Raw genomic sequence first — 18207 nt, forward strand, 5'->3', positions numbered from 1 at the left:
CGCGGTGACCATCGAGTTCGGGAAGACCCTCTCGGCGCGAACGACCCCGATCCCGGGGCTCATCCTCCTCGATCTCCCCGTGCACGGGGATGCGCGGGGATGGTTCAAAGAGAACTGGCAGCGCGAGAAGATGCGGGCCGCGGGGATCGATCTGCCCGACTTCGGTCCGGTGCAGAACAACATCTCGTTCAACGATGCGGTCGGCACCACCCGTGGCATCCATGCCGAGCCCTGGGACAAGTACGTCTCGGTCGCGACGGGCCGGATCTTCGGGGCCTGGGTCGACCTGCGCGAGGGCGACACCTTCGGCGCGGTCTTCACCGCCGAGCTCGACGCGTCGACGGCGATCTTCGTCCCGCGCGGCGTCGGCAACTCCTACCAGACGCTGGAGCCCGACACCGCGTACACCTACCTCGTCAACGACCACTGGTCGCCCGACGCGACCTACACGTTCCTCAACCTCGCGGACGAGACGGCTGCGATCGCGTGGCCGATCCCGCTGGACTCGGTCGAGATCAGCGCGAAGGACCTCCAGCACCCGCGGCTCGACGAGGTCGTGCCGATGCCGCCCGCCAAGATCCTCGTCACGGGGGCGGACGGCCAGCTCGGGCGCGCGTTGCGCGCGGAATTCGGTGATCGACCGTGGATCGAGTACGCCTCCCGCGCCGATCTCGATCTGACCTCCCCCGACCTGGATGCCGCGCGCCGCTGGCGCGACTACCGCACCATCATCAACGCCGCCGCCTACACGAAGGTCGATGCCGCGGAGACGCCGGAAGGTCGCGTCGAGGCTTGGAAAGCCAACGTCACCGCGGTGGCCGCGCTGAGCCGTGTGGCCACCGCACACGGCATCACCCTCGTCCACATCTCGAGCGACTACGTGTTCGACGGGACGAAGGACGCGCCCTACACCGAGTCCGACCCGCTCTCGCCCCTCGGTGTCTACGCGCAGACGAAGGCGGCCGGCGACGCGATCGTCTCCGTGGTTCCGCGACACTACATCGTGCGCACCAGTTGGGTGATCGGCGAGGGCAACAACTTCGTCCGCACGATGGTCGACCTCGCCGAGCGCGGGATCGATCCGCGGGTGGTCAACGACCAGGTCGGACGGCTGACGTTCGCCACCGACATCGCGGCGAGTGTCCGCCATCTCGTGGAGTCCGGGGCCCCCTACGGCGTGCACAACGTCACGAGCGTCGGGGAGCCGGCCGCGTGGCACGACGTCGCCCGCGAGGTGTTCCGGCTGACGGGGCACGATCCGGACCGCGTGGCAGGTGTCACGACCGACGAGTACCATGCCGCATCGACCGCTCCGATCTCGCCGCGGCCACGGAACAGCGTGCTCGAGACGAGCGTCCTCGAGGTCACGTGGCAGGAGCGTCTGGCGGAGTACCTCTCCTCCGTGCGGAGCTGAGTCCCGGACGTCGGTCTGCCGTCCCGCCTCCGGCGGCTCTCAGGAACCCGCACGGTAGGATCGAAGGCGATGTCACGCGCAAATGAAGAGGCTACGCTTCGCCTGCAGCGGCTCGCGGCGACCCCGCTGAAGCCGGTCGGCGCCGTCAGCGGTACCGGAGCATGGTGGGGAGCGGTCCGCGCGATCTTCTCCCACCGCGAGATGCTGGGCCTTCTCGTCCGCCGTGATCTCAAGGCCCGGTACAAGGATTCCACTCTCGGCTTCTTCTGGTCGCTGATCCGTCCGCTGATCCAGCTGGCGGTGTACTTCGTCGTCATGGGGCAGTTCCTCGGCGCGGCCAAGAGCATCCCCGACTTCGCCGTCTACGTGTTCGCGGGCTTGTCGGCGATCGGTCTTTTCACCGAGATCGTCGTCGGGGGAACCGGATCGGTGCTCACCAACGCGGGCCTGGTCAAGAAGGTCTACCTCCCCCGCGAGGTGTTCCCGCTCTCGAGCGTGGGCTCGGCCCTGTTCAACTTCTGCATCCAGCTGATCGTCCTGATCGGTGCGACATTCCTCGTCGCCAAGCCGCCGTTCCACCTTCAGCTGGTCTACGCGGTCCCGTCCGTGATTCTCATCGTGATCTACGGCACCGCGTTCGCGCTTCTCTTCAGCGCGGTCAACGTATACCTCCGAGACGTGCAGTACCTCGTCGAGGTCATCACGATGCTGCTGTTCTGGGCGAGCCCGATCGTCTACTCGTGGCAGATGGCCAAGACGCTGATCCCGTCGCCGATCGTGCTCGAGGTGTACACCAACAACCCGCTCACGCTCGCCGTGCTCGGCTTCCAGCGCGCGTTCTGGGTCGCCGGCGACACCGCGGAGTGGCCCGCCGACCTCCTCATGCGCATGGGCATCGCCGGCGTCATCGGCGTCGTGCTCCTGCTCGTGTGCCACCGCGTCTTCATCCGCCTGCAGGGCAACTTCGCCCAGGAGCTGTGACCTCATGACCACTCCCCCCGTCCTCCCCCCGGAGAATGCCCCGCGCCCCGAGGTGGCGCGCATCCGCGGTGTCTCGAAGAAGTTCACGATCCGCAAGGACTCCTCGATCAAGGAGCGCGTGGTCACCCTCGGTCGTGCCGGGCGCCGCCACAAGAAGGAGTTCTGGGCGCTGCGCGATGTCGACCTCGACATCTACGCCGGCGAGACGATCGGCCTGATCGGCCACAACGGCTCGGGCAAGAGCACTCTTCTGAAGGTCATCGGCGGCATCGTCGACCCCACCTCGGGAACCGTCGAAGAACGTGGCCGCCTCGCGGCGCTGCTCGAACTCGGTGCGGGCTTCCACCCCGACCTCACCGGCCGTGAGAACGTGTTCCTCAACGCGTCGGTCCTCGGGCTCAGCCGTGAGGAGACCGAGGCACAGTTCGACGACATCGTCGCTTTCGCCTCGATCGGCGACTTCATCGACACCCAGGTGAAGTTCTACTCCTCCGGCATGTACGTGCGGCTCGCCTTCGCCGTGGCCGTGCACACCGATCCGGATGTCCTTCTCGTGGACGAGGTGCTCGCCGTCGGTGACGAGGCGTTCCAGCGCAAGTGCATGGACCGCATCCGCGACTTCCAGAAGGAAGGGCGCACGATCATCCTCGTGACGCACTCGCTCGACCAGGTGGTCGAGCTCTGCGGACGGGCGGTGCTCCTCCACCACGGTGAAGTGCTCTTCGACGGCGCGCCCCCGACCGCGGTCGCTCGATTCCGCGATCTGCTCGAGGAACGACGGGTCGCCGAGCGGGACGCGGCCGACCCGGGTGCGCCGCGCCCCCAGGGATCGGTCGACAGCGTGCGCGCCGTGGTCGTGGGACGCGATCCCGGCGAGTCGCTCCACCCCGGTGACGACCTCGAGATCCATCTGACGCTCTCGTCCTCGCACCTGGACAAGTGGGGATGCCGCGTCCAGATCGACGACCACATGGGTCACAAGATGTTCGTCACCGGCACCGACTGGCTGAAGACGCCCGTCGACCCGATGACGGGGTCCGCGGACGTGTCGTTCGTGCTGAAAGATCCGCCGCTCGCCGGCGGGAAATACTTCATCAACGCGACGCTCATCGACGGCCACGGCAATGACCTGCACAACATCATGCAGGCGACCTCGTTCAACGTCGAGTTCGACCCCCGCGCCACGGGCTACATGCGCATCGACGTCGAGGGGTCCGCGACCTCGGGACGCTGATTCCGCGCCGCGGCCCGGTACGGATGGTCGAACCCGGGCACAGCGGGCGTGTCGGGATGAGACATCGACGTACGTACCCGGCGACCGCGACACACATCGGCCCGCGCGACGGTGTCAGGCGCGCGGCGACCTCACGTGCGCGACGGCGCCACGCGCGGCGGTGTCACGCGCCTGACTGCGCCACGCGGAGCGGCCTCACGCGCGCGGCGGCCTCACGCGCGCCGCGGCCTCACGCACGCGGAGCGAACGGCGACCGCGCCATCAGCTCGGTGATCGTCGACGCGTCGCCCCAGATGCCCGGCGAGTCGTAGGGACGATCGGGGAACGCCCCGTACTGCAGCGTGACGTCGAGACCGTTCTCGGAGATGAAACGCTCCACGCGGCTGGCGAGCGATTCCGGCTCGCCGGATGCGACGTTCACGATGCCGGTGAGGCCGTCCTCCGTCGCGGCGACGGCGATCTGGCGACCGAGTTCGGCGACGTCGATGAAGTCGTACAGGGTGCGCCCGGTCGTGAAGGGGAAGACCGTGTCACCGCGATCGGCGGCTTCGAGGAGCTTGGCGAAGATCGACCGGTTACGGCGGTCATCTCCGAGGATGTAGTACGCCCGGAGCCACACGAGCTGGGCGCGGTCACCGATGGTGAGGGTCGCGGAGCGTCGCAGTGCGTCTTTCGCGATGCCGTAGAGGGTCACGGGGTTCGTGGGCGTCTCCGCCGTCACCGCGCCCTCCCAGTAGCCGATCTCGTGCATCGACCCGAGCGCCGCGATGCGCGACACCCCGGCATCGACCAGGCTGGTGAGGAACCGATAGTGATCCGACAGCCGCTCGAGGTGCGACGGGGCGTTGTGCACGAAACCGTCCTGCCACGCGAGATGGATCACCGCGGCGATCCGTTCGACGGGGGCGACGGTCGAGATGTCGAACGACGGGTCGAGCACGTCGGCCTCGATGACACGGGCTTCCGCTCCGAGGTCGCCCTCGCGCTGCTGGCGAACGATCGCCACGGCCTCGAAACCGAGCGCGGCCACCGCGCGCGTGACGTGTCGGCCCACGTAGCCACCGGCACCGGTGATGACGACGATCTTGTTCACGACGACCTCCTGGGCTCTACCGTACGACGCCGATGACGACGAGCGCCGTCGTCACGATCAGCAGAAGCACGAGCGGAAGGAAGCGCGCCCGCACCAGCAGGCCCGCACCGCCCCCGCTCGGTGCCACCGGGTCGACTCCTCGGATGCGCGCCAGCCATCGTGGCATCCAGTTCTTCAGATCCAACGCCGGCTTCTCGATCAGCATGTAGCTGAGGTACGCGTAGACGTGCACCACCACGATCACCACGAGCAGGTAGCCGAAGGCTCCGATCCGCTCGGGGAGGCCGTACTCCGCGGCGAGGAACATGACCGGCCATCCGGCGATGTAGATGCCGTAGGAGAGGTCGGCGTGGCGGTCCCAACGCGACAGGGCCGTCACCCGGGTGCCGAACCAGATCAGCCCGTAGGCGAACGCGTACTGACCGAAGAGGAACCAGCCCCCGCGCCACCAGCACAGCGCCGCGATGACCAGCATCGCGATGCCGAGCCGGTCGTCGAACGGGACCTTCTCGATGTAGAGCTGAACGAGAGTGCCGAAGGCGAAGGGGGCGACCAGCTGTAGGACCTGCGGATTAGAGAACGTCTGGATGACGGAGCCGAGATCACCGACGTGCAGCGCCTGGAACGTGCTGAGCAGGAGAAGTCCGCCCGCGACCATCGCTCCCACGATGCGCGCACGGAGCGCCCCGATGAGGCCCAGGGCCAGAATGCCGAGGTAGCACGCGAACTCGTACATGAGCGTCCACGCGGAGCCGTTCCACGTGTTGTAGCCGACCTGGACGGCGTGGGTGCTGCCGCCGGTGCCCGCGATCGCCCACTGGTTCAGGATGAGGGTGAAGTTGTTCGCGACGTAGTCCCACGGCGAGTTGTCGGGGAAGGAGAGGAAGCCCTGGAACGTGCCCTGGGAGTGGTGCCAGGCGAGAGGAGCCAGCATGAACGCCGTCACGACCAGGATCAGGAACCACGCCGGGTAGATACGGGCGACGCGGTGCCAGAGGTAACGGAACGGCGAGCGCGAGCGGACCATGCTCCGCGTGATCAGCATCCCGGAGAGGAAGAAGAACCCCGTGACGGCGACGCCGCCGAGAGAGGTCTCCGCCCCCCATTGCGCGCCGATGTCGACGCCCCCGAAGATCCCCGCGACGGGGCCCGCGTGGCTGAAGATGACCATGAAGGCCATCGCCCATCGGAGGAAACCGATGGAGTTGTGACGCGGATCGAACGCCTCTCCCAGACTGCGCACCGCGATCACACGCCGAGGGGATAGCCGAATTCCTCGGCACCCTCCCACGTCGCGGCCGGGATGTTGGTGTACACCGGCTCGGCACCGGCGAAGAAGTTGCGGATGGAAGCGAGCACGTCCAGGGAATCCGTGTCGATCTCGACCGTGAAACCGTTCCAGTGCGCCGTGCACATCTCGTACGCCTGCGATCGGATGGCGACGGTGACGACGCTCGGGTCCTGGTCCTCCCAGTCGATCGTCGGATCGATGACCGCGTAGCCCCCGCGGGCGGCGGCGGCGAGGACCAGCGCCGCGACGGCACGAACCTGGGCCTTCTCGAGCACTCCCGAACGCAGGAACCCGTCGACGCTCCACCGGAACATGGGCGACCGGTGGTTGACGATGTGCTGGTTGCTCCAGTCGGCGATGTCGCTCTGCGAGATCACCCCGGCGGCGAGGGTCGACCCGCGACCCGCGTGATAGACGAACGCCCCCTGAGCGAGAAGGTGCTGGTACCCCGCGCTCGTCGCGCGGGCGGACCAGTCCGACTCCTCGCCGTATCCGCGGCCGAAGACCGGGTCCATGAGCCCGACGGTGGGAAGGACCGACACGGGGACGATCATCGCGAACGAGATCCCCGCGGGGATCTCCAACGCCTCGGAGGCGAACTCGTCCGAGAGAGCCTCGCCGATGAGATCGGCGACCTCCGGGGTCTCGACGTACAGCTCGGTGCCGTTGGGGAGCGAGTACGGGTCGACGTTGGTCGACCACGCCGTCACCGAGGCAGCGGCAGGAGAGGCCGACACCACATCGAGCAGCACCTTCACCGAGTTGCGGGAGTAGATGACGTCGGAGTTGGAGATGATCACGTAGTCGTACCCGAGCCGCTGCGCGGTGGCGAGACCGAGGTTGACGTTGCGCGGAATCCCCTGGTTGCGGGGAGAGCGGTAGAAGACGGCGCCGAACTCTGCGGCGAGCTCGGCCAGGTACGCGCTGAACCCGGGCTCAGGGCTGCAGTCGTCGAGGACCAGCACATCGAGGTCGAAGCCCTCGCGATCGAGGTGGGCGATCGACTCGAAGGTCCGCCGCGCGAAGTCCCGACCGTTGTAGAAGGTGACGGCGAGCAGGATCCGGGGCGTCGCCGCGGTCACTGCCCCATCATCCTTCGCGCCCGGCGCGCCACGACGTAGAGCGCGTGATTCTTGCGGAACACGTGCTCCATCTTGCGACGGGGGTCGAGGAGCTGCTTGAGGGACACGATCTCCAACTGCAGCTTGGCGATCTGCTCCTCGCGCTCGAGCAGACCACGGGTCAGCTCGATGACGCGCCGATTGGCGATCTCGGCATCCTGCAATGCCCGCTCCAGCGACACCGCGCCAACGGCCTCGGCGGTCAGCTCCTGGTTCTTCCCCATCGCCAACACCTCTTTCTAATTCTCTTGGCACGCCCCCGGCGCGGCACGGGGCCGCAGTGAGGGGTGTGCCGACTCGGTGGCCGGAAACACTCGGGGTGGGCCTGCCGGAAAACGGCGGTGGAGGGGAGAGACTCCGTCTTCCACATCGGGTCGTAGATTAGCATCCCTACGTGAGCGCCCCCTGGCGACGGCCGCGATCGCGGGCGAACTTCACCCGGCGACCGATACGGTGCCCCGTTCGAACTTCTGAGTGACCTTGCCGCCGCTCTTCACCGCCGGAGCAAGAGGCAGGCCGTAGCGGCCCGTCACTCCCCCTGCGGCGTCCCAGGTCGCGAAGACAGGGGGTGTGATCGCCAGGGCGCCCGCAGACGGGCGCCAGATGATGGTCCCGCGTTCGAACGGCAGACGGCAGTACGAGCCAAAGCACGACTCCACCCGGGTCGGCAGCCCGAGCGTTCCCGCGGGCCCGCCGGAACTCATCCACACGTCACGGTAGGCACCGTAGACGGGGAGGATGCCGGCCGACGGCGACCCGGTGAGTGTGCCGCCCTGGAAGGCCTGGTAGCAGGTCACCGGGAGGCAGACCATCGCGGCGGTCGGCGCCCCGAGGCGGCCATTCTCGGACCCACCGGCTTGCCACGGAGCCAGGAACCAGCCCGACACGATCACGGCCCGTGAACCAGGGGTCCACACGATCACGCCGTTCTGGAACACCTGCGAACAGCTACGACCGTTGCACGACTCGTTGCTCTGAGGCCGTCCCAATTGCCCCTTGGCTCCGCCCGCACGGTTCCACACGCTCTGGTACTCCCCCGCCACGGCGACGAGATCACCGGAGGGGGCGGTGGTGAGCACCCCGGTCTGGAACGCCTGGGTGCAGATGCCGGCGGAGCAGGTTGGGGTCGAACGCGGTCCGCCCAGTCGCCCGTCTCCGGCACCCTGCGCCTGCCAGGCCGCGAGGTAGCGCCCCGTCACGGCGACCGCACCGTACTTCGGAGTCCACCCGATCACGCCCTTCTGGAAGGACTGTGAGCAGTTGACCCCGTTGCAGGACTCCGAGCTGGTCGGGAGGCCGAGCGAACCCCCCGGCCCGCCGGACTTCGACCAGAGATCCCGATACGCGCCATACACGGCGAGCACCCCACCCGCGGGCGATCCCGACAGGGTCCCGCCCGTGAAACGCTGGTAGCAGGTCGCGGGGATGCAGGACATGTCAGCGAGGGGTCGACCGAGACGTCCCTTCTCGAAGCCGGCCGCCGACCACGCATCGAAGAACCACTTCGTCGTGATAAAGGTGCCCGCGGACGAGGTGTCGATTCGCGCGGAGCCGAAACGCTGACTGCACGCACCAGACGAATCGCAGGTCTGCGGTCCGGCGGGGCCACCGACGCCGGCGGGGCCGCCCGCGCGCAGGTACTTCGTCGCGATGGGTTCGGGCACGACCTGCGCGCTGTCGCGGCCCGACGAGGCGATGAGTCCGCCTCCGAAACGTTGGGTGCACCCGGCGGAGACGCACGATGCGTCGCTTCGCGGGAAACCGAGCGAGCCGCCGCTGGCGCCGGCCTGGACCCAGGCGCTGAAAATGGGCTCGGTCACCGCCGTCGCGGAGCCGCCCGAGAAGAGCGCACCGTGGGCGAACATCTGCGCGCACTGGGAACCGCTGGAGCAGACCTCCGGACCCCGGGCTGCGCCCAGCGCGATTCCGCCGGAGGACGGCCAGACACTCTCGACGTGTCGGCCGACGAGGTTCCCGCCGGTCGGATCGGCCGCCATCACCCCGCCGTCGAAGGACTGCGTACAGGTCATGTCGCTCTGACACACCACGACTCCGGTCGGTCGACCGACCTTGCCGTCGATGAAGCCGAGATTGCGCCACATCGACTCGATGACCGTCGGTACGCCGAAGACCCCGCGACCCGGGAACCAGAAGATCGTGCCGTTGCGGAACGACTGCTGGCAGTAGGTGCCGAAACACTGCTCGACGGAGGTCGGCGAACCCAGGAGACCACCCGCGCCACCCAGGGACGCCCACACACGCGCGTACTCACCGGAGACCGGGGATGCCGTCGGGCTGCCGAACCAGTCCGTGTACAGGCGCCAGAAGTTTCGATTCCCATAGGCCGAGCAGAAGTCGCCCGTGCCGTAGAGGTTGTTGAGCGCCGCCTGATTCGGCGTGTACGGGGTGTAGATGTACAGCGCGCGCGTGGCGTCGTTCTGGATGTTCACGCGTTTGGTGCCGCAGACGCGGTCGTTGTCGGGCGGGGTCGCTTGGTAGAGGATGTTGTTCCACCCCAGCTGATAGCTGTACCAGCGAGGGTTCTTCACGTAGATCTGAAACTGCCGTGACGCGCCGTACACCTGGTAGAAGAAGCCGGCGAAGTTCGGGTCGCAGGCTGCGCCGTCGGGACATCCCTGGCCGAGCGCCGCACGGTACTGGTACGGGGAGGGCGCGGGATCGGTGACCAACGCCTGCTCCTTCTGGAGCATCACGAGGATCACCTTGGGGCTGATCCCGCACGCCTGCGAAACCGCGGCGATCAGCTGGGCCGCGCTCATCGTGCCCCCGCTGAACGCGCGGCAGTACGAATCCGCGCCGAGCGCCGGCGTCGACTGGGCGACATAGTCCTTGAGGCACGGCATCCCCTCGTCGCCCCGGCATGAGGTGACCTTGGAGTCGAGGAAGCTCTGGATGTCGGAGGCCGTCATCGATCCGGCGTCGAAGAAGTTGTCGTCGGAGATCAGGAAGCCGTCTTGGAAGTCACTCGCATTCGCCGCCGTCGCCGACGGGGCCACCGCGGGCGCGAGCACGGGCAGGATTCCGAGAATCAACGCGAACGACGCCAGCGCCGCGAGAGCCCAGGAGAACCGCGCGCGGGCGGGGGTGAAGGTCACGGCTGGGAGACCGTGACGGGCTCGGAGGCCGCCGACGTCCCGGAGGAGCGGTACTCGAGCACCAGCTTCCACTCCCCCGCCGGCGCCGGGATGTCGATGATGCCGCAGTTGACGGCCGCAGGCGTCGCGACCGCATCGACGGATCCGGTCATGATCGCCCCCGTAGCCGATGTGGCGGTCAGCGTGCACACACCGCCTTCTTCGATGAGTCCGGAAACCAGACCGGACGCCGAGATGTTCTGGCCGTCCGCGCCATAGTTGACGATCGTGACCAGGGCCGGCCCGGAACTGGGCGCCACGGGTTCGGGCTGGACCTCGTCCGTCGCCTCCGGCGACGGCGTCGTGGAGGGTGACGGAGATGCCGAGACGGTGGTTGTGGGCTCTGCCGTCGGGGTCGAGGTGGTGGACGAGCCGGGGCGCGACGCGCAGGCGGTCAGCGTCGCGACAAGGGCGATCGCCACGAGGGCACCCTGCAGCCCGCGGGCGCGGGAGGGGACCCGCCCGAAGATCCTCGGCGATCGACCGGAACGTTCATTCACCTCTCCAGTATCACCGTTAACAGAGAAAATGCCCCCCGGACACGCATTTTCCGCTGTGAAGGCGCCCGGTCAGCGTGCGGGCGCCGCTACCGGGTGCGTTCGTCGCCACTCGTCGGCCTCCGCCCCGACGAGGATGCGGACGCCCGTTTGGGGCCGCCAGACCATCAAGCCCCGCTGGAACGGTACCTGGCAGAACGAACCGGAGCAGACCTCCGGCCCGGTGAGCAAACCGAGCTGACCGTCCGGACCGCCACCACCGATCCACATCGACACGTAGGCCGACGAGAGCGAGAGGATGCCGGTTGTCGACGAGGTCAGCGTGCCCTTCTGGAAGACCTGATAGCACGCGGCGGACTGGCACTTCATGGCATCCGAAGGCAGGCCCAGGGAACCGGTCGCGCCGCCGCGCGCCATCCACGCGGGGTAGAACCACTTCTTCGCCACGGGGTAGACCCCGCTGTTCGGCACCCAGACGATGACTCCCCCGACGAACGACGCTTGGCAGTACGACCCGAAGCAGGACTCACCACCCGACACGAGCCCGAGGTCGCCGTCGGGTCCTCCCCAGGCGGTCCAGGTCGCGACGTAGTCCGAGGAGAGCCGCACGATCTGACGACCGTCCGAGGTCAGGACTCCGCCGGTGAACTGCTGCCAGCACGCGGACGACTGGCATCGCATGGCCTCTGTCGGCGTTCCGATCGACCCGGTGATCCCGCCGAGCTCTTTCCACTTCGCCTGGAACCAGGGGTGTACGGGCACTGCGGTGACGCCCTGGCCGGGCACCCAGGTGATCGCCCCACCGGAGAACGGCGTCGCGCAATAGCTTCCGAAGCACGCCTCCGGGCCCGCGACGAGACCCAGCGCGCCGTCCGGGCCGCCGTTCGCCAACCACGTGGTCACGTAGGCGGTGGACAGCATCACGATCTGGGTACCGTCCGAGGTCAGCACGCCCCCGGCGAACTCCTGCCAGCACGCGGAGGACTGGCAGACCATGGGGGCGACCGGCTTGCCGAGCGAACCCGAGGCGCCGCCCAGTTCTTTGTATTTGGCCTGGAACCACGGGTGGACCCCGTCGGGGCTGGTCCCGCACGCGGGTGCCTTGTCACCGGTGCGGACGGTCACCGTCGCCGACGTGGGGCGACCGGCGCTGTCGGTCGACATGTCGTCGACGGACAGCCAGATGTCGCAGGTCGTCCCCTCGGACGACGAGAACCAGTCGCCCTTCACGAGCGCGTACCCGTCGCCGTCGTCCTGCGCGCTCGCGACCGCGTACGACGTCGTGTCGGCGGACTGCTGTTGGGTGATGCGAACCCCGTAGTCCCGGGTGCACACCCACGTGATCTCGCACTCCCGGCCGCGGGTGTAGTACGCGCCGCTCTCGTACGAACCGCGGCCGTTGCGCAGATCGAGGTAGTAGTCCCACCCGTTGGAGTCCCGGACCTTCACCGCGAGGGTGCCGCTGGTCGAAGAGGCCGGGCGCAGCGTGACGGAAGTCGAGGCATCCTGCTCGATCGTCACGAGACTCCCCTCCGGGTATCCGCCGAGCGCGTCGCGGTGCGCCGCGTTGAACAACGGGGAGTCGTACTCGCCGTCGACGACGACGCCCATCGGGTCGTAGATGTCGGCGTACTCGGCGAAGCCGCAGCCGTCCGTCCCCTCCCAGTGCCGCTGCAGCGGGAGACAGGCGTAGTTGTTGGCGTGCCGGAGGCTCAGGTTGTGACCGAACTCGTGCAGGAAAGCCTGACGCTGACCCTGACCCTGATCGAGCAGCGCGATGTTACCGCCGTAGGAGAGACCGCCGCCGACGTTCGCGATCCCCACCGACCCCTGCCAGGCACCCGCGCAGTCGGCCGGGAACACCACGAGGAGGTGGCGTCCTCCGCTGTTCTCGTAACTCGCGGCGCTCCGCCCGGGTGCGATGGCCCGAGCCGCCTCGTTCCAGATGGTCAGGTCGCCGGACGAGCCCGCGAGATCCAGCTGGCAGGTTCCCGCCGTGGTGATCGCGGCACGCGCACCCACGGCCAGGGATGCCACGCGACCGTTGCTGGCCTGGCGCAGGTGATCGGAGGCGTACGAGATCCACGAAGCGACGGTGTCCGCCGACGCGGAGAGACGGGCGTCGTACGCGGGCCCGCCATCGGCGGCGGGCATGCGCACGGTCACCAGCACGACATCGACCGTGTGGGCCAGCCCCGCGGCCGCCTCCTCGATCGGGGAGACCACGGAGAGCTCGCCGTCGGAGATCTCGACCCTGTCGCCGGCGACGGCCCCGATCTCTTGGACGACGTCCGCACCGACGGCCGTGGTATCGCCGGATTCGTCACGCACGAAGAACGTCGACCCGGCCGAGCCCGGCATGTCGGAGAGCTCCACGAGCTCGCCGGTCGCAGAGGCGTCCGCCTCCGAAGGTGCCACCTGGACCGGTGCGGAATCGGTCGGGAGCGGTTCGAGAGCCGCCACCCCGGTCGCGCCGGTCAACGAGGTCAGAACGACGGCGAGGGCGGCGACGCCCGTGAGAACCCGTGAGGCCATGCGGTCAACGTAGCGGTACACCCCGGTCCGCGTCGCGCGCCACTGCTAGCGTCGTCGGGTGAATTCTCGTCTCTCCCCCCTCGTCGACGAACGGGTCGGTCGCTCCTGGACTCTTTTCCTCGACCGCGACGGTGTCGTGAACACCCGCATCATGGGCGGTTATGTCCGCACCTGGGACGAGTTCCACTTCGAACCGGGCGTCCTGGATGCGCTGCCCGTCCTCGCGCGGTGGGCTCCGCGTGTCGTCCTGGTCACCAACCAGCAGGGCATCGGCAAGGGTCTGATGACGGAGGCCGATCTCGCCGAACTCCACGAACGGATGCGGCGCCGCATCGTCGAGGCCGGCGGTCGGCTGGACGGCATCCGGTACTGCCCGCATCTCGACGCCGACGACTGCCCGTGCCGCAAGCCCCGCCCGGGGATGGCTCAGGACGACCTCGCGGAGCACCCCGAGATCGACGGGTCCCTCTCGGTGATGGTGGGTGACACGCCGGGTGACGTGGAGATGGGGCGTCGCCTCGCCGCGGCGAACGGCGGCGGAGCCACCGTGCGCATCGCGACCGAGGCCGACCCCGCGGCCGACCTGACCTACCCGAGCCTCGCAGCCTTCGCCGCGGCGCTCGCTCCCCTCGTCGCGAAGAGTGCGACTCACTCCGCGGAGTAGCCGAACCCGTCTTCGATCGCCTGCATGAGCGAGTGGATGACGACGAGCTCCGACTCCTGCACCCGGTCGGCCCAGCGGCTCGGGCCGAGTGCGATGGTGACGTCGGCCACCTGTCCGAGCGGAGACTCCGCGGTCGCCGACGACGCCACGACGATGCCGCCGGCGGCCTTCATGGCCTCCGCCGCGCGCAGGACGTTCGGGCTCTTGCCGCTCGTGGAGAGCGCGAGGAGAACATCACCCGGGCGCGCGAAGGCCTCCACGAACTTCGAGAACACGAACTCGTAGCCGTAGTCGTTCGCCACGCACGTGAGGTGCGAGGGATCCGAGATCGCCATGGCCCGCAGAGGAGGACGGTTGCCGCGGAAGCGACCGGTCAGCTCTTCGGCGAAGTGCTGAGCGTTCGTCATCGACCCGCCGTTGCCGCAGGCGAGGAGGGTTCCCCCCTGTCGCAACGACGTGATCATGGCATCTGCGGCCCGATCGAAGGCGGCACCGAAGGCGGCGTCTTCGGCGAGCGCCGCCATGCGCTGCGCGTTCTCGAGCAGGTTCTCCTGAAGAACACCCATCTTGTTCCCTTCCTCCGATCCGTCGCGGTTCAGCCGCGGCGGACCTGCTGACCCTGCGACAGGCGCGTGGTGGACACGCCGTCGAGCAGATTGACGATGTGGACGCGTCCGCCCCAGGCCTTGGCATCTTCTCCGCCGACGACCTGGTCGGGGCGGTAGTCCGAGCCCTTGACGATGACGTCGGGGCGGATGGCGCGGATCAGCTCGCGCGGAGTGTCCTCACCGAAGACGGTGACGAAGTCCACGTAGCGCACCGCCTCGAGAACGCTCATGCGGTCCGCCTGGGGCTGGAGGGGGCGCGTCGGCCCCTTCAGACGGGCCGTGGACTCGTCGGAGTTCACACCCACCACCAGGACGTCGCCCAGCGAGCGCGCCTCGCGCAGGAGCGCGACGTGACCCGCGTGCAGGAGGTCGAACACACCGTTGGCGAAGACGACAGTCTTCCCGGCGTCCTTCTCGACGGCGACGAGTTGCGCGAGCTCGTCCCAGTCCTCGATCGTTCCCGGGCGGTCCTCGGGCGAGGATTCCACGAGCAACTCGTTCAGCAGGTCGGCGCGGGAGACGACCGCGGTGCCGGGCCGCCCGCAGGCGATGCCGGCGGCCATGTTGCCCACCTGCACGGCCTGCAGCGTGGTGAGGCCGGCCGCGAGCCCCGCGGCGATTCCGGCGATCATGGAGTCCCCTGCGCCCGAGACGTCCGCCACGAGACGGGCGCGTGTCGGGATGCGCGTGCGGGCGGTCGCCTCGATGACCTCCACTCCGACAGCGGAGAGCGAGATCGCGAGCGACTCGACGCCGTCGATGAGCAGCCGCTCGGCGATCGTGTCGAGGGTCTCGTCGTCGGGCGCGTCGGCGCGCAGACCGGACATCTGCAGGGCCTCGGCGAAGTTCGGCTTCACGATCGTCGCACCGCGGTACTTGCGGATGTCCGTGGACTTCGGGTCGACGACGACCGGGATGCCCAGCCCTTTCGCCAGCTCGATCACCCGCGCGACGAGGTCGTCGCCGAGCATGCCCTTCGCGTAGTCGGACACGACGATGGCCGTGCGGGACGGAGAATCGCCGACGGCCGCGCGGACAGCCTCGAAGGCGGCGTCGACGCCGTCGGCATCCAGAGGGGTGAGGTCTTCACGGTCCACGCGGACGATCTGCTGCATCCCGGCGACGACGCGCAGCTTCTCGATGGTCGGGGCGGTGCCGCGCCGAATGGGCGTCGTGACGACGCCGGTGCCGGAGAGCAGCCGCTCGAGCTCGCGCCCGGCCTCGTCATCGGCCCACGCGGCCACGAGGGTGGTCTGGGTGCCGAGAGCGGCGATGTTCATGGCGGCATTGGCCGCTCCGCCCGCGACGCTGCGATCCTGCCGGACGCGAAGGACCGGGATGGGCGCCTCCGGCGAGATGCGGTCGACGGCTCCCGCGACGTAGCGGTCGAGCATGGCGTCGCCGATCACGACCACCCGAGCGCCCTCGAAGCCGAGGACGTGCTGCGGAGTGATCGGGGGCAATGCGGACATTTGACTTCCAGACGTGGGGCGAGCGAACCGGCGGTCGGCCGGACCGAACGAGCGTAACGGACGGAGCCGGTGGGTTACCGGAGGAGCCCCTCGACGGCCGCGGCGACCTCGTCGGAACGCACCGCACGGATGCAGTGGGGCTCGCGCGCGACGCACTCGTCGACGCACCCCTCCGCCGGGTGCGAGGGCTGGAGCATCGCGCTGCGCGCCGACCACGGACCGAAGCGCTCCGGGGCGTTGTCGCTCCAGGGCGAGCCGGTCGCGGGGTGGCAGGTCACGACGACCGTCGGGACCTCGAGGCTGCTCGAGATGTGCTGCAGGCCCGAGTCGTTGCCCAGGAACACATCGCACCGCGAGATGGCGGCTGCGCTCTCGCTCAGGCTGAGCTTCCCGGCCAGATCGACGGCTCGGATGCCGCGGGCTTCGAGCAGGGCGACGAGTTCTCGGGCGCGGGCGGTGTCGACGCCCCCGCCCAGGATCTGGACCGCGACGGGACGCTCGGCGGAGAGCGTCTGCATCACGTCGGCGAGATCCTCGACGGGCCACTGACGCTTCGCATCGCGCGCACCGATGCCCAGGCCGACCACGATTCCTTCGGTGTCTCCGAGGCCCGCCTTGGCGGTCGCCGCGCGCAGATCGGCGTCATCGAAGAGGCCTCGGCCGACGGGCGGGAGACGGTGATCCTCCCAGGGGAGGCCGAGGTACTCGGCGACGCGTCGCAGCTGCCCGACCGTGAGGCGCGGCGTCGTGCCGCGCGAGATGACGTCGGTGAGCAGCTTGTCCTGCGGGCCGAACCACTCCGGCTCGCGCTCGGGGACCGGAGCGAAGCCGACGACCGAGCGCGCGCGCGACGCGACAGCCAGATACCGGACCGGGGTGTCGTCGAAGTCCCACCGCGGCAGGATCGCGAGGTCGTACCCCCGGAGGCCGAAGCGGCGGAGCCCCTGCCGTGCCGTGAGGATCTGGCGCTTGAGCGCCGACCCCTCCGTCACCGGCGTCCATTCGATGACGCGATCGACGGTCGGCGTCGCGTGGAACATCGTGGCCGGTCCGGGCTTGAGCACGAAGTGGACGGTCGCTTCGGGCCAATGGGCGCGGATGGCGGCGAAGAGGGCCAGCGTGGTGCTGGTGTCGCCGATCTCGTCGCTGCGCAGAACGACGATGCGACGAGGGCGGACCGTCGGATCCCACGGGCGCCGACGACGAGCTCCGAAGAGGCGGGCGAAGGCGGCGGGAGAGAGGGGATCGCGGTGACGGATCGCGTTGATCTGCCAGACGGCCCGGCGGAGGAGTGAACGCACGGGATCGAGCTTAGAGGGCCGCATCGCGCACTCCCTGTGCGCCGCTCACCGCAGCGGTCACGCGGGTCGGCGTGCGCGAGCGCTGCGGGCCGCCGCGTCGAGAACCGCGGCGCGAGCGTCGAAGGAGTGCTCGGCGCGCACCCGAGCCGCGATCTGGGCCAGGTGCTCGGCGTCCGGGAAGATCTCATCGGGGTCCGCCCGGAGGAGCTCGACGAGGTGCGCCTCGTCGCGGTAGACGACCACGGCCCCGCCGAAGATCTCCTCGATTCCGTCGACCTCCTCGGAGATCACTCGACCGCCCATCGCCACGACATCGAACGGGCGGATCGCGATGAACCCCTCGCGCCGCATCGACGGGAACTGGTCGTTGAGCACGACGGATGCCGATTCGTACCGCCGTGGCAGGTCCGCGTGGGGCATGCTCGGGGCGGCGATGGCCGCGTGGGGGATGAAGGTCCGCCAATCGGGGCCGTAGACGCGGACCGGGATCCCGGCGCGGAGGGGGGCGACGACGCTCGGCCGCGCCACGCCGCGAGCTTTGCCGACGAAGACGATCTCGTCGGTGCGCTCGACGCCCTGCGGACGGAACACATCGGTGTCGGTGGCCTCGAGCAACGGCTGCACGTCGATGCCCCAGCGCGCCGTCGTCCTGCGCGCCCAGCCGGTCGAGGCGGCGAAGACGCCGTCGAACGCGGAGAGCTCGTCGCGCGTGATCTGCTCGGGGTGGCTGATGATCCAGAGGAGGTTGATCCCGGGCTCGACCGCGTCGATGCGATCCATTCCGCGCACGGCGACGTTGACGTCATCGAGGTACGTCGTGGGGCGGGACCGCGCGGCGTAG

General features: G+C 69.0%; 15 protein-coding genes. 4 read left to right on the forward strand and 11 right to left on the reverse strand.

Annotation, left to right across the window (positions count from 1 at the left end):
* The first annotated feature begins 4 nt into the window (after positions 1-4).
* The 3 genes from P2P98_RS06890 to P2P98_RS06900 all read left to right on the forward strand — a co-directional run bounded on the left by P2P98_RS06890 (position 5) and on the right by P2P98_RS06900 (position 3629).
* On the forward strand, positions 5-1414 hold the full coding sequence (locus P2P98_RS06890; RefSeq protein WP_275798462.1) for a bifunctional dTDP-4-dehydrorhamnose 3,5-epimerase family protein/NAD(P)-dependent oxidoreductase: 1410 nt from the start codon (positions 5-7) through the stop codon (positions 1412-1414).
* Positions 1415-1483: 69 nt separating this feature from the next.
* Positions 1484-2395, forward strand: coding sequence for an ABC transporter permease (locus P2P98_RS06895; protein ID WP_275798437.1), 912 nt, complete (start codon positions 1484-1486; stop codon positions 2393-2395).
* A gap of 4 nt (positions 2396-2399) precedes the next feature.
* Positions 2400-3629 carry an ABC transporter ATP-binding protein gene (locus tag P2P98_RS06900; protein ID WP_275798439.1) on the forward strand — a complete coding sequence of 410 codons (1230 nt, stop codon included), beginning with the start codon at positions 2400-2402 and terminating at the stop codon, positions 3627-3629.
* Between the two features lie 229 nt (positions 3630-3858).
* Here the strand turns inward: P2P98_RS06900 and P2P98_RS06905 are convergent, their stop codons facing one another.
* From P2P98_RS06905 to P2P98_RS06935, 7 genes are all read right to left on the reverse strand, one after another.
* Positions 3859-4722, reverse strand: a complete 864-nt coding sequence (locus P2P98_RS06905; protein WP_275798440.1) for an NAD-dependent epimerase/dehydratase family protein — start codon at positions 4720-4722, stop codon at positions 3859-3861.
* Positions 4723-4738: 16 nt separating this feature from the next.
* Entirely contained in the window at positions 4739-5974 is a 1236-nt protein-coding gene (locus P2P98_RS06910; protein ID WP_275798442.1) for an acyltransferase, read from the reverse strand.
* On the reverse strand, positions 5971-7095 hold the full coding sequence (locus tag P2P98_RS06915) for a glycosyltransferase (protein WP_275798444.1): 1125 nt from the start codon (positions 7093-7095) through the stop codon (positions 5971-5973). The genes P2P98_RS06910 and P2P98_RS06915 overlap by 4 nt, the downstream gene beginning before the upstream one ends.
* On the reverse strand, positions 7092-7358 hold the full coding sequence (locus P2P98_RS06920; RefSeq protein WP_275798446.1) for a hypothetical protein: 267 nt from the start codon (positions 7356-7358) through the stop codon (positions 7092-7094). Before P2P98_RS06920 ends, P2P98_RS06915 begins: the two co-directional genes overlap by 4 nt.
* Positions 7359-7568: 210 nt before the next feature.
* Positions 7569-10250 (reverse strand): hypothetical protein, encoded by a 2682-nt coding sequence (locus tag P2P98_RS06925; protein ID WP_275798448.1) that lies wholly within the window; start codon positions 10248-10250, stop codon positions 7569-7571.
* Complete coding sequence (locus P2P98_RS06930; RefSeq protein ID WP_275798449.1) at positions 10247-10789, reverse strand: hypothetical protein; 543 nt, start codon at positions 10787-10789, stop codon at positions 10247-10249. The genes P2P98_RS06925 and P2P98_RS06930 overlap by 4 nt, the downstream gene beginning before the upstream one ends.
* Before the next feature lie 69 nt (positions 10790-10858).
* Positions 10859-13321, reverse strand: a complete 2463-nt coding sequence (locus P2P98_RS06935) for a hypothetical protein (protein ID WP_275798451.1) — start codon at positions 13319-13321, stop codon at positions 10859-10861.
* A gap of 58 nt (positions 13322-13379) precedes the next feature.
* Between P2P98_RS06935 and P2P98_RS06940 the strand changes: the two genes are divergently transcribed.
* Positions 13380-13985, forward strand: coding sequence for an HAD family hydrolase (locus P2P98_RS06940; RefSeq protein ID WP_275798453.1), 606 nt, complete (start codon positions 13380-13382; stop codon positions 13983-13985).
* Here the strand turns inward: P2P98_RS06940 and P2P98_RS06945 are convergent.
* From P2P98_RS06945 to P2P98_RS06960, 4 genes are all read right to left on the reverse strand, one after another.
* On the reverse strand, positions 13970-14551 hold the full coding sequence (locus P2P98_RS06945) for an SIS domain-containing protein (protein WP_275798455.1): 582 nt from the start codon (positions 14549-14551) through the stop codon (positions 13970-13972). The genes P2P98_RS06940 and P2P98_RS06945 overlap by 16 nt on opposite strands.
* Before the next feature lie 29 nt (positions 14552-14580).
* Positions 14581-16065: a D-glycero-beta-D-manno-heptose 1-phosphate adenylyltransferase gene (rfaE2, locus tag P2P98_RS06950; protein WP_275798456.1), complete on the reverse strand. Its 1485-nt coding sequence runs from the start codon at positions 16063-16065 to the stop codon at positions 14581-14583.
* Between the two features lie 74 nt (positions 16066-16139).
* The gene (locus P2P98_RS06955) at positions 16140-17366 is read right to left on the reverse strand and encodes a glycosyltransferase family 9 protein (RefSeq protein ID WP_275798458.1); all 1227 of its coding nucleotides are present in this window, start codon (positions 17364-17366) and stop codon (positions 16140-16142) included.
* Positions 17367-17423: 57 nt separating this feature from the next.
* The coding region (locus tag P2P98_RS06960; RefSeq protein WP_275798460.1) for a glycosyltransferase at positions 17424-18207 on the reverse strand (784 nt) is incomplete at its 5' end.

The organism is Microbacterium sp. Kw_RZR3 (genome assembly GCF_029222405.1).
Lineage (GTDB): Bacteria > Actinomycetota > Actinomycetes > Actinomycetales > Microbacteriaceae > Microbacterium.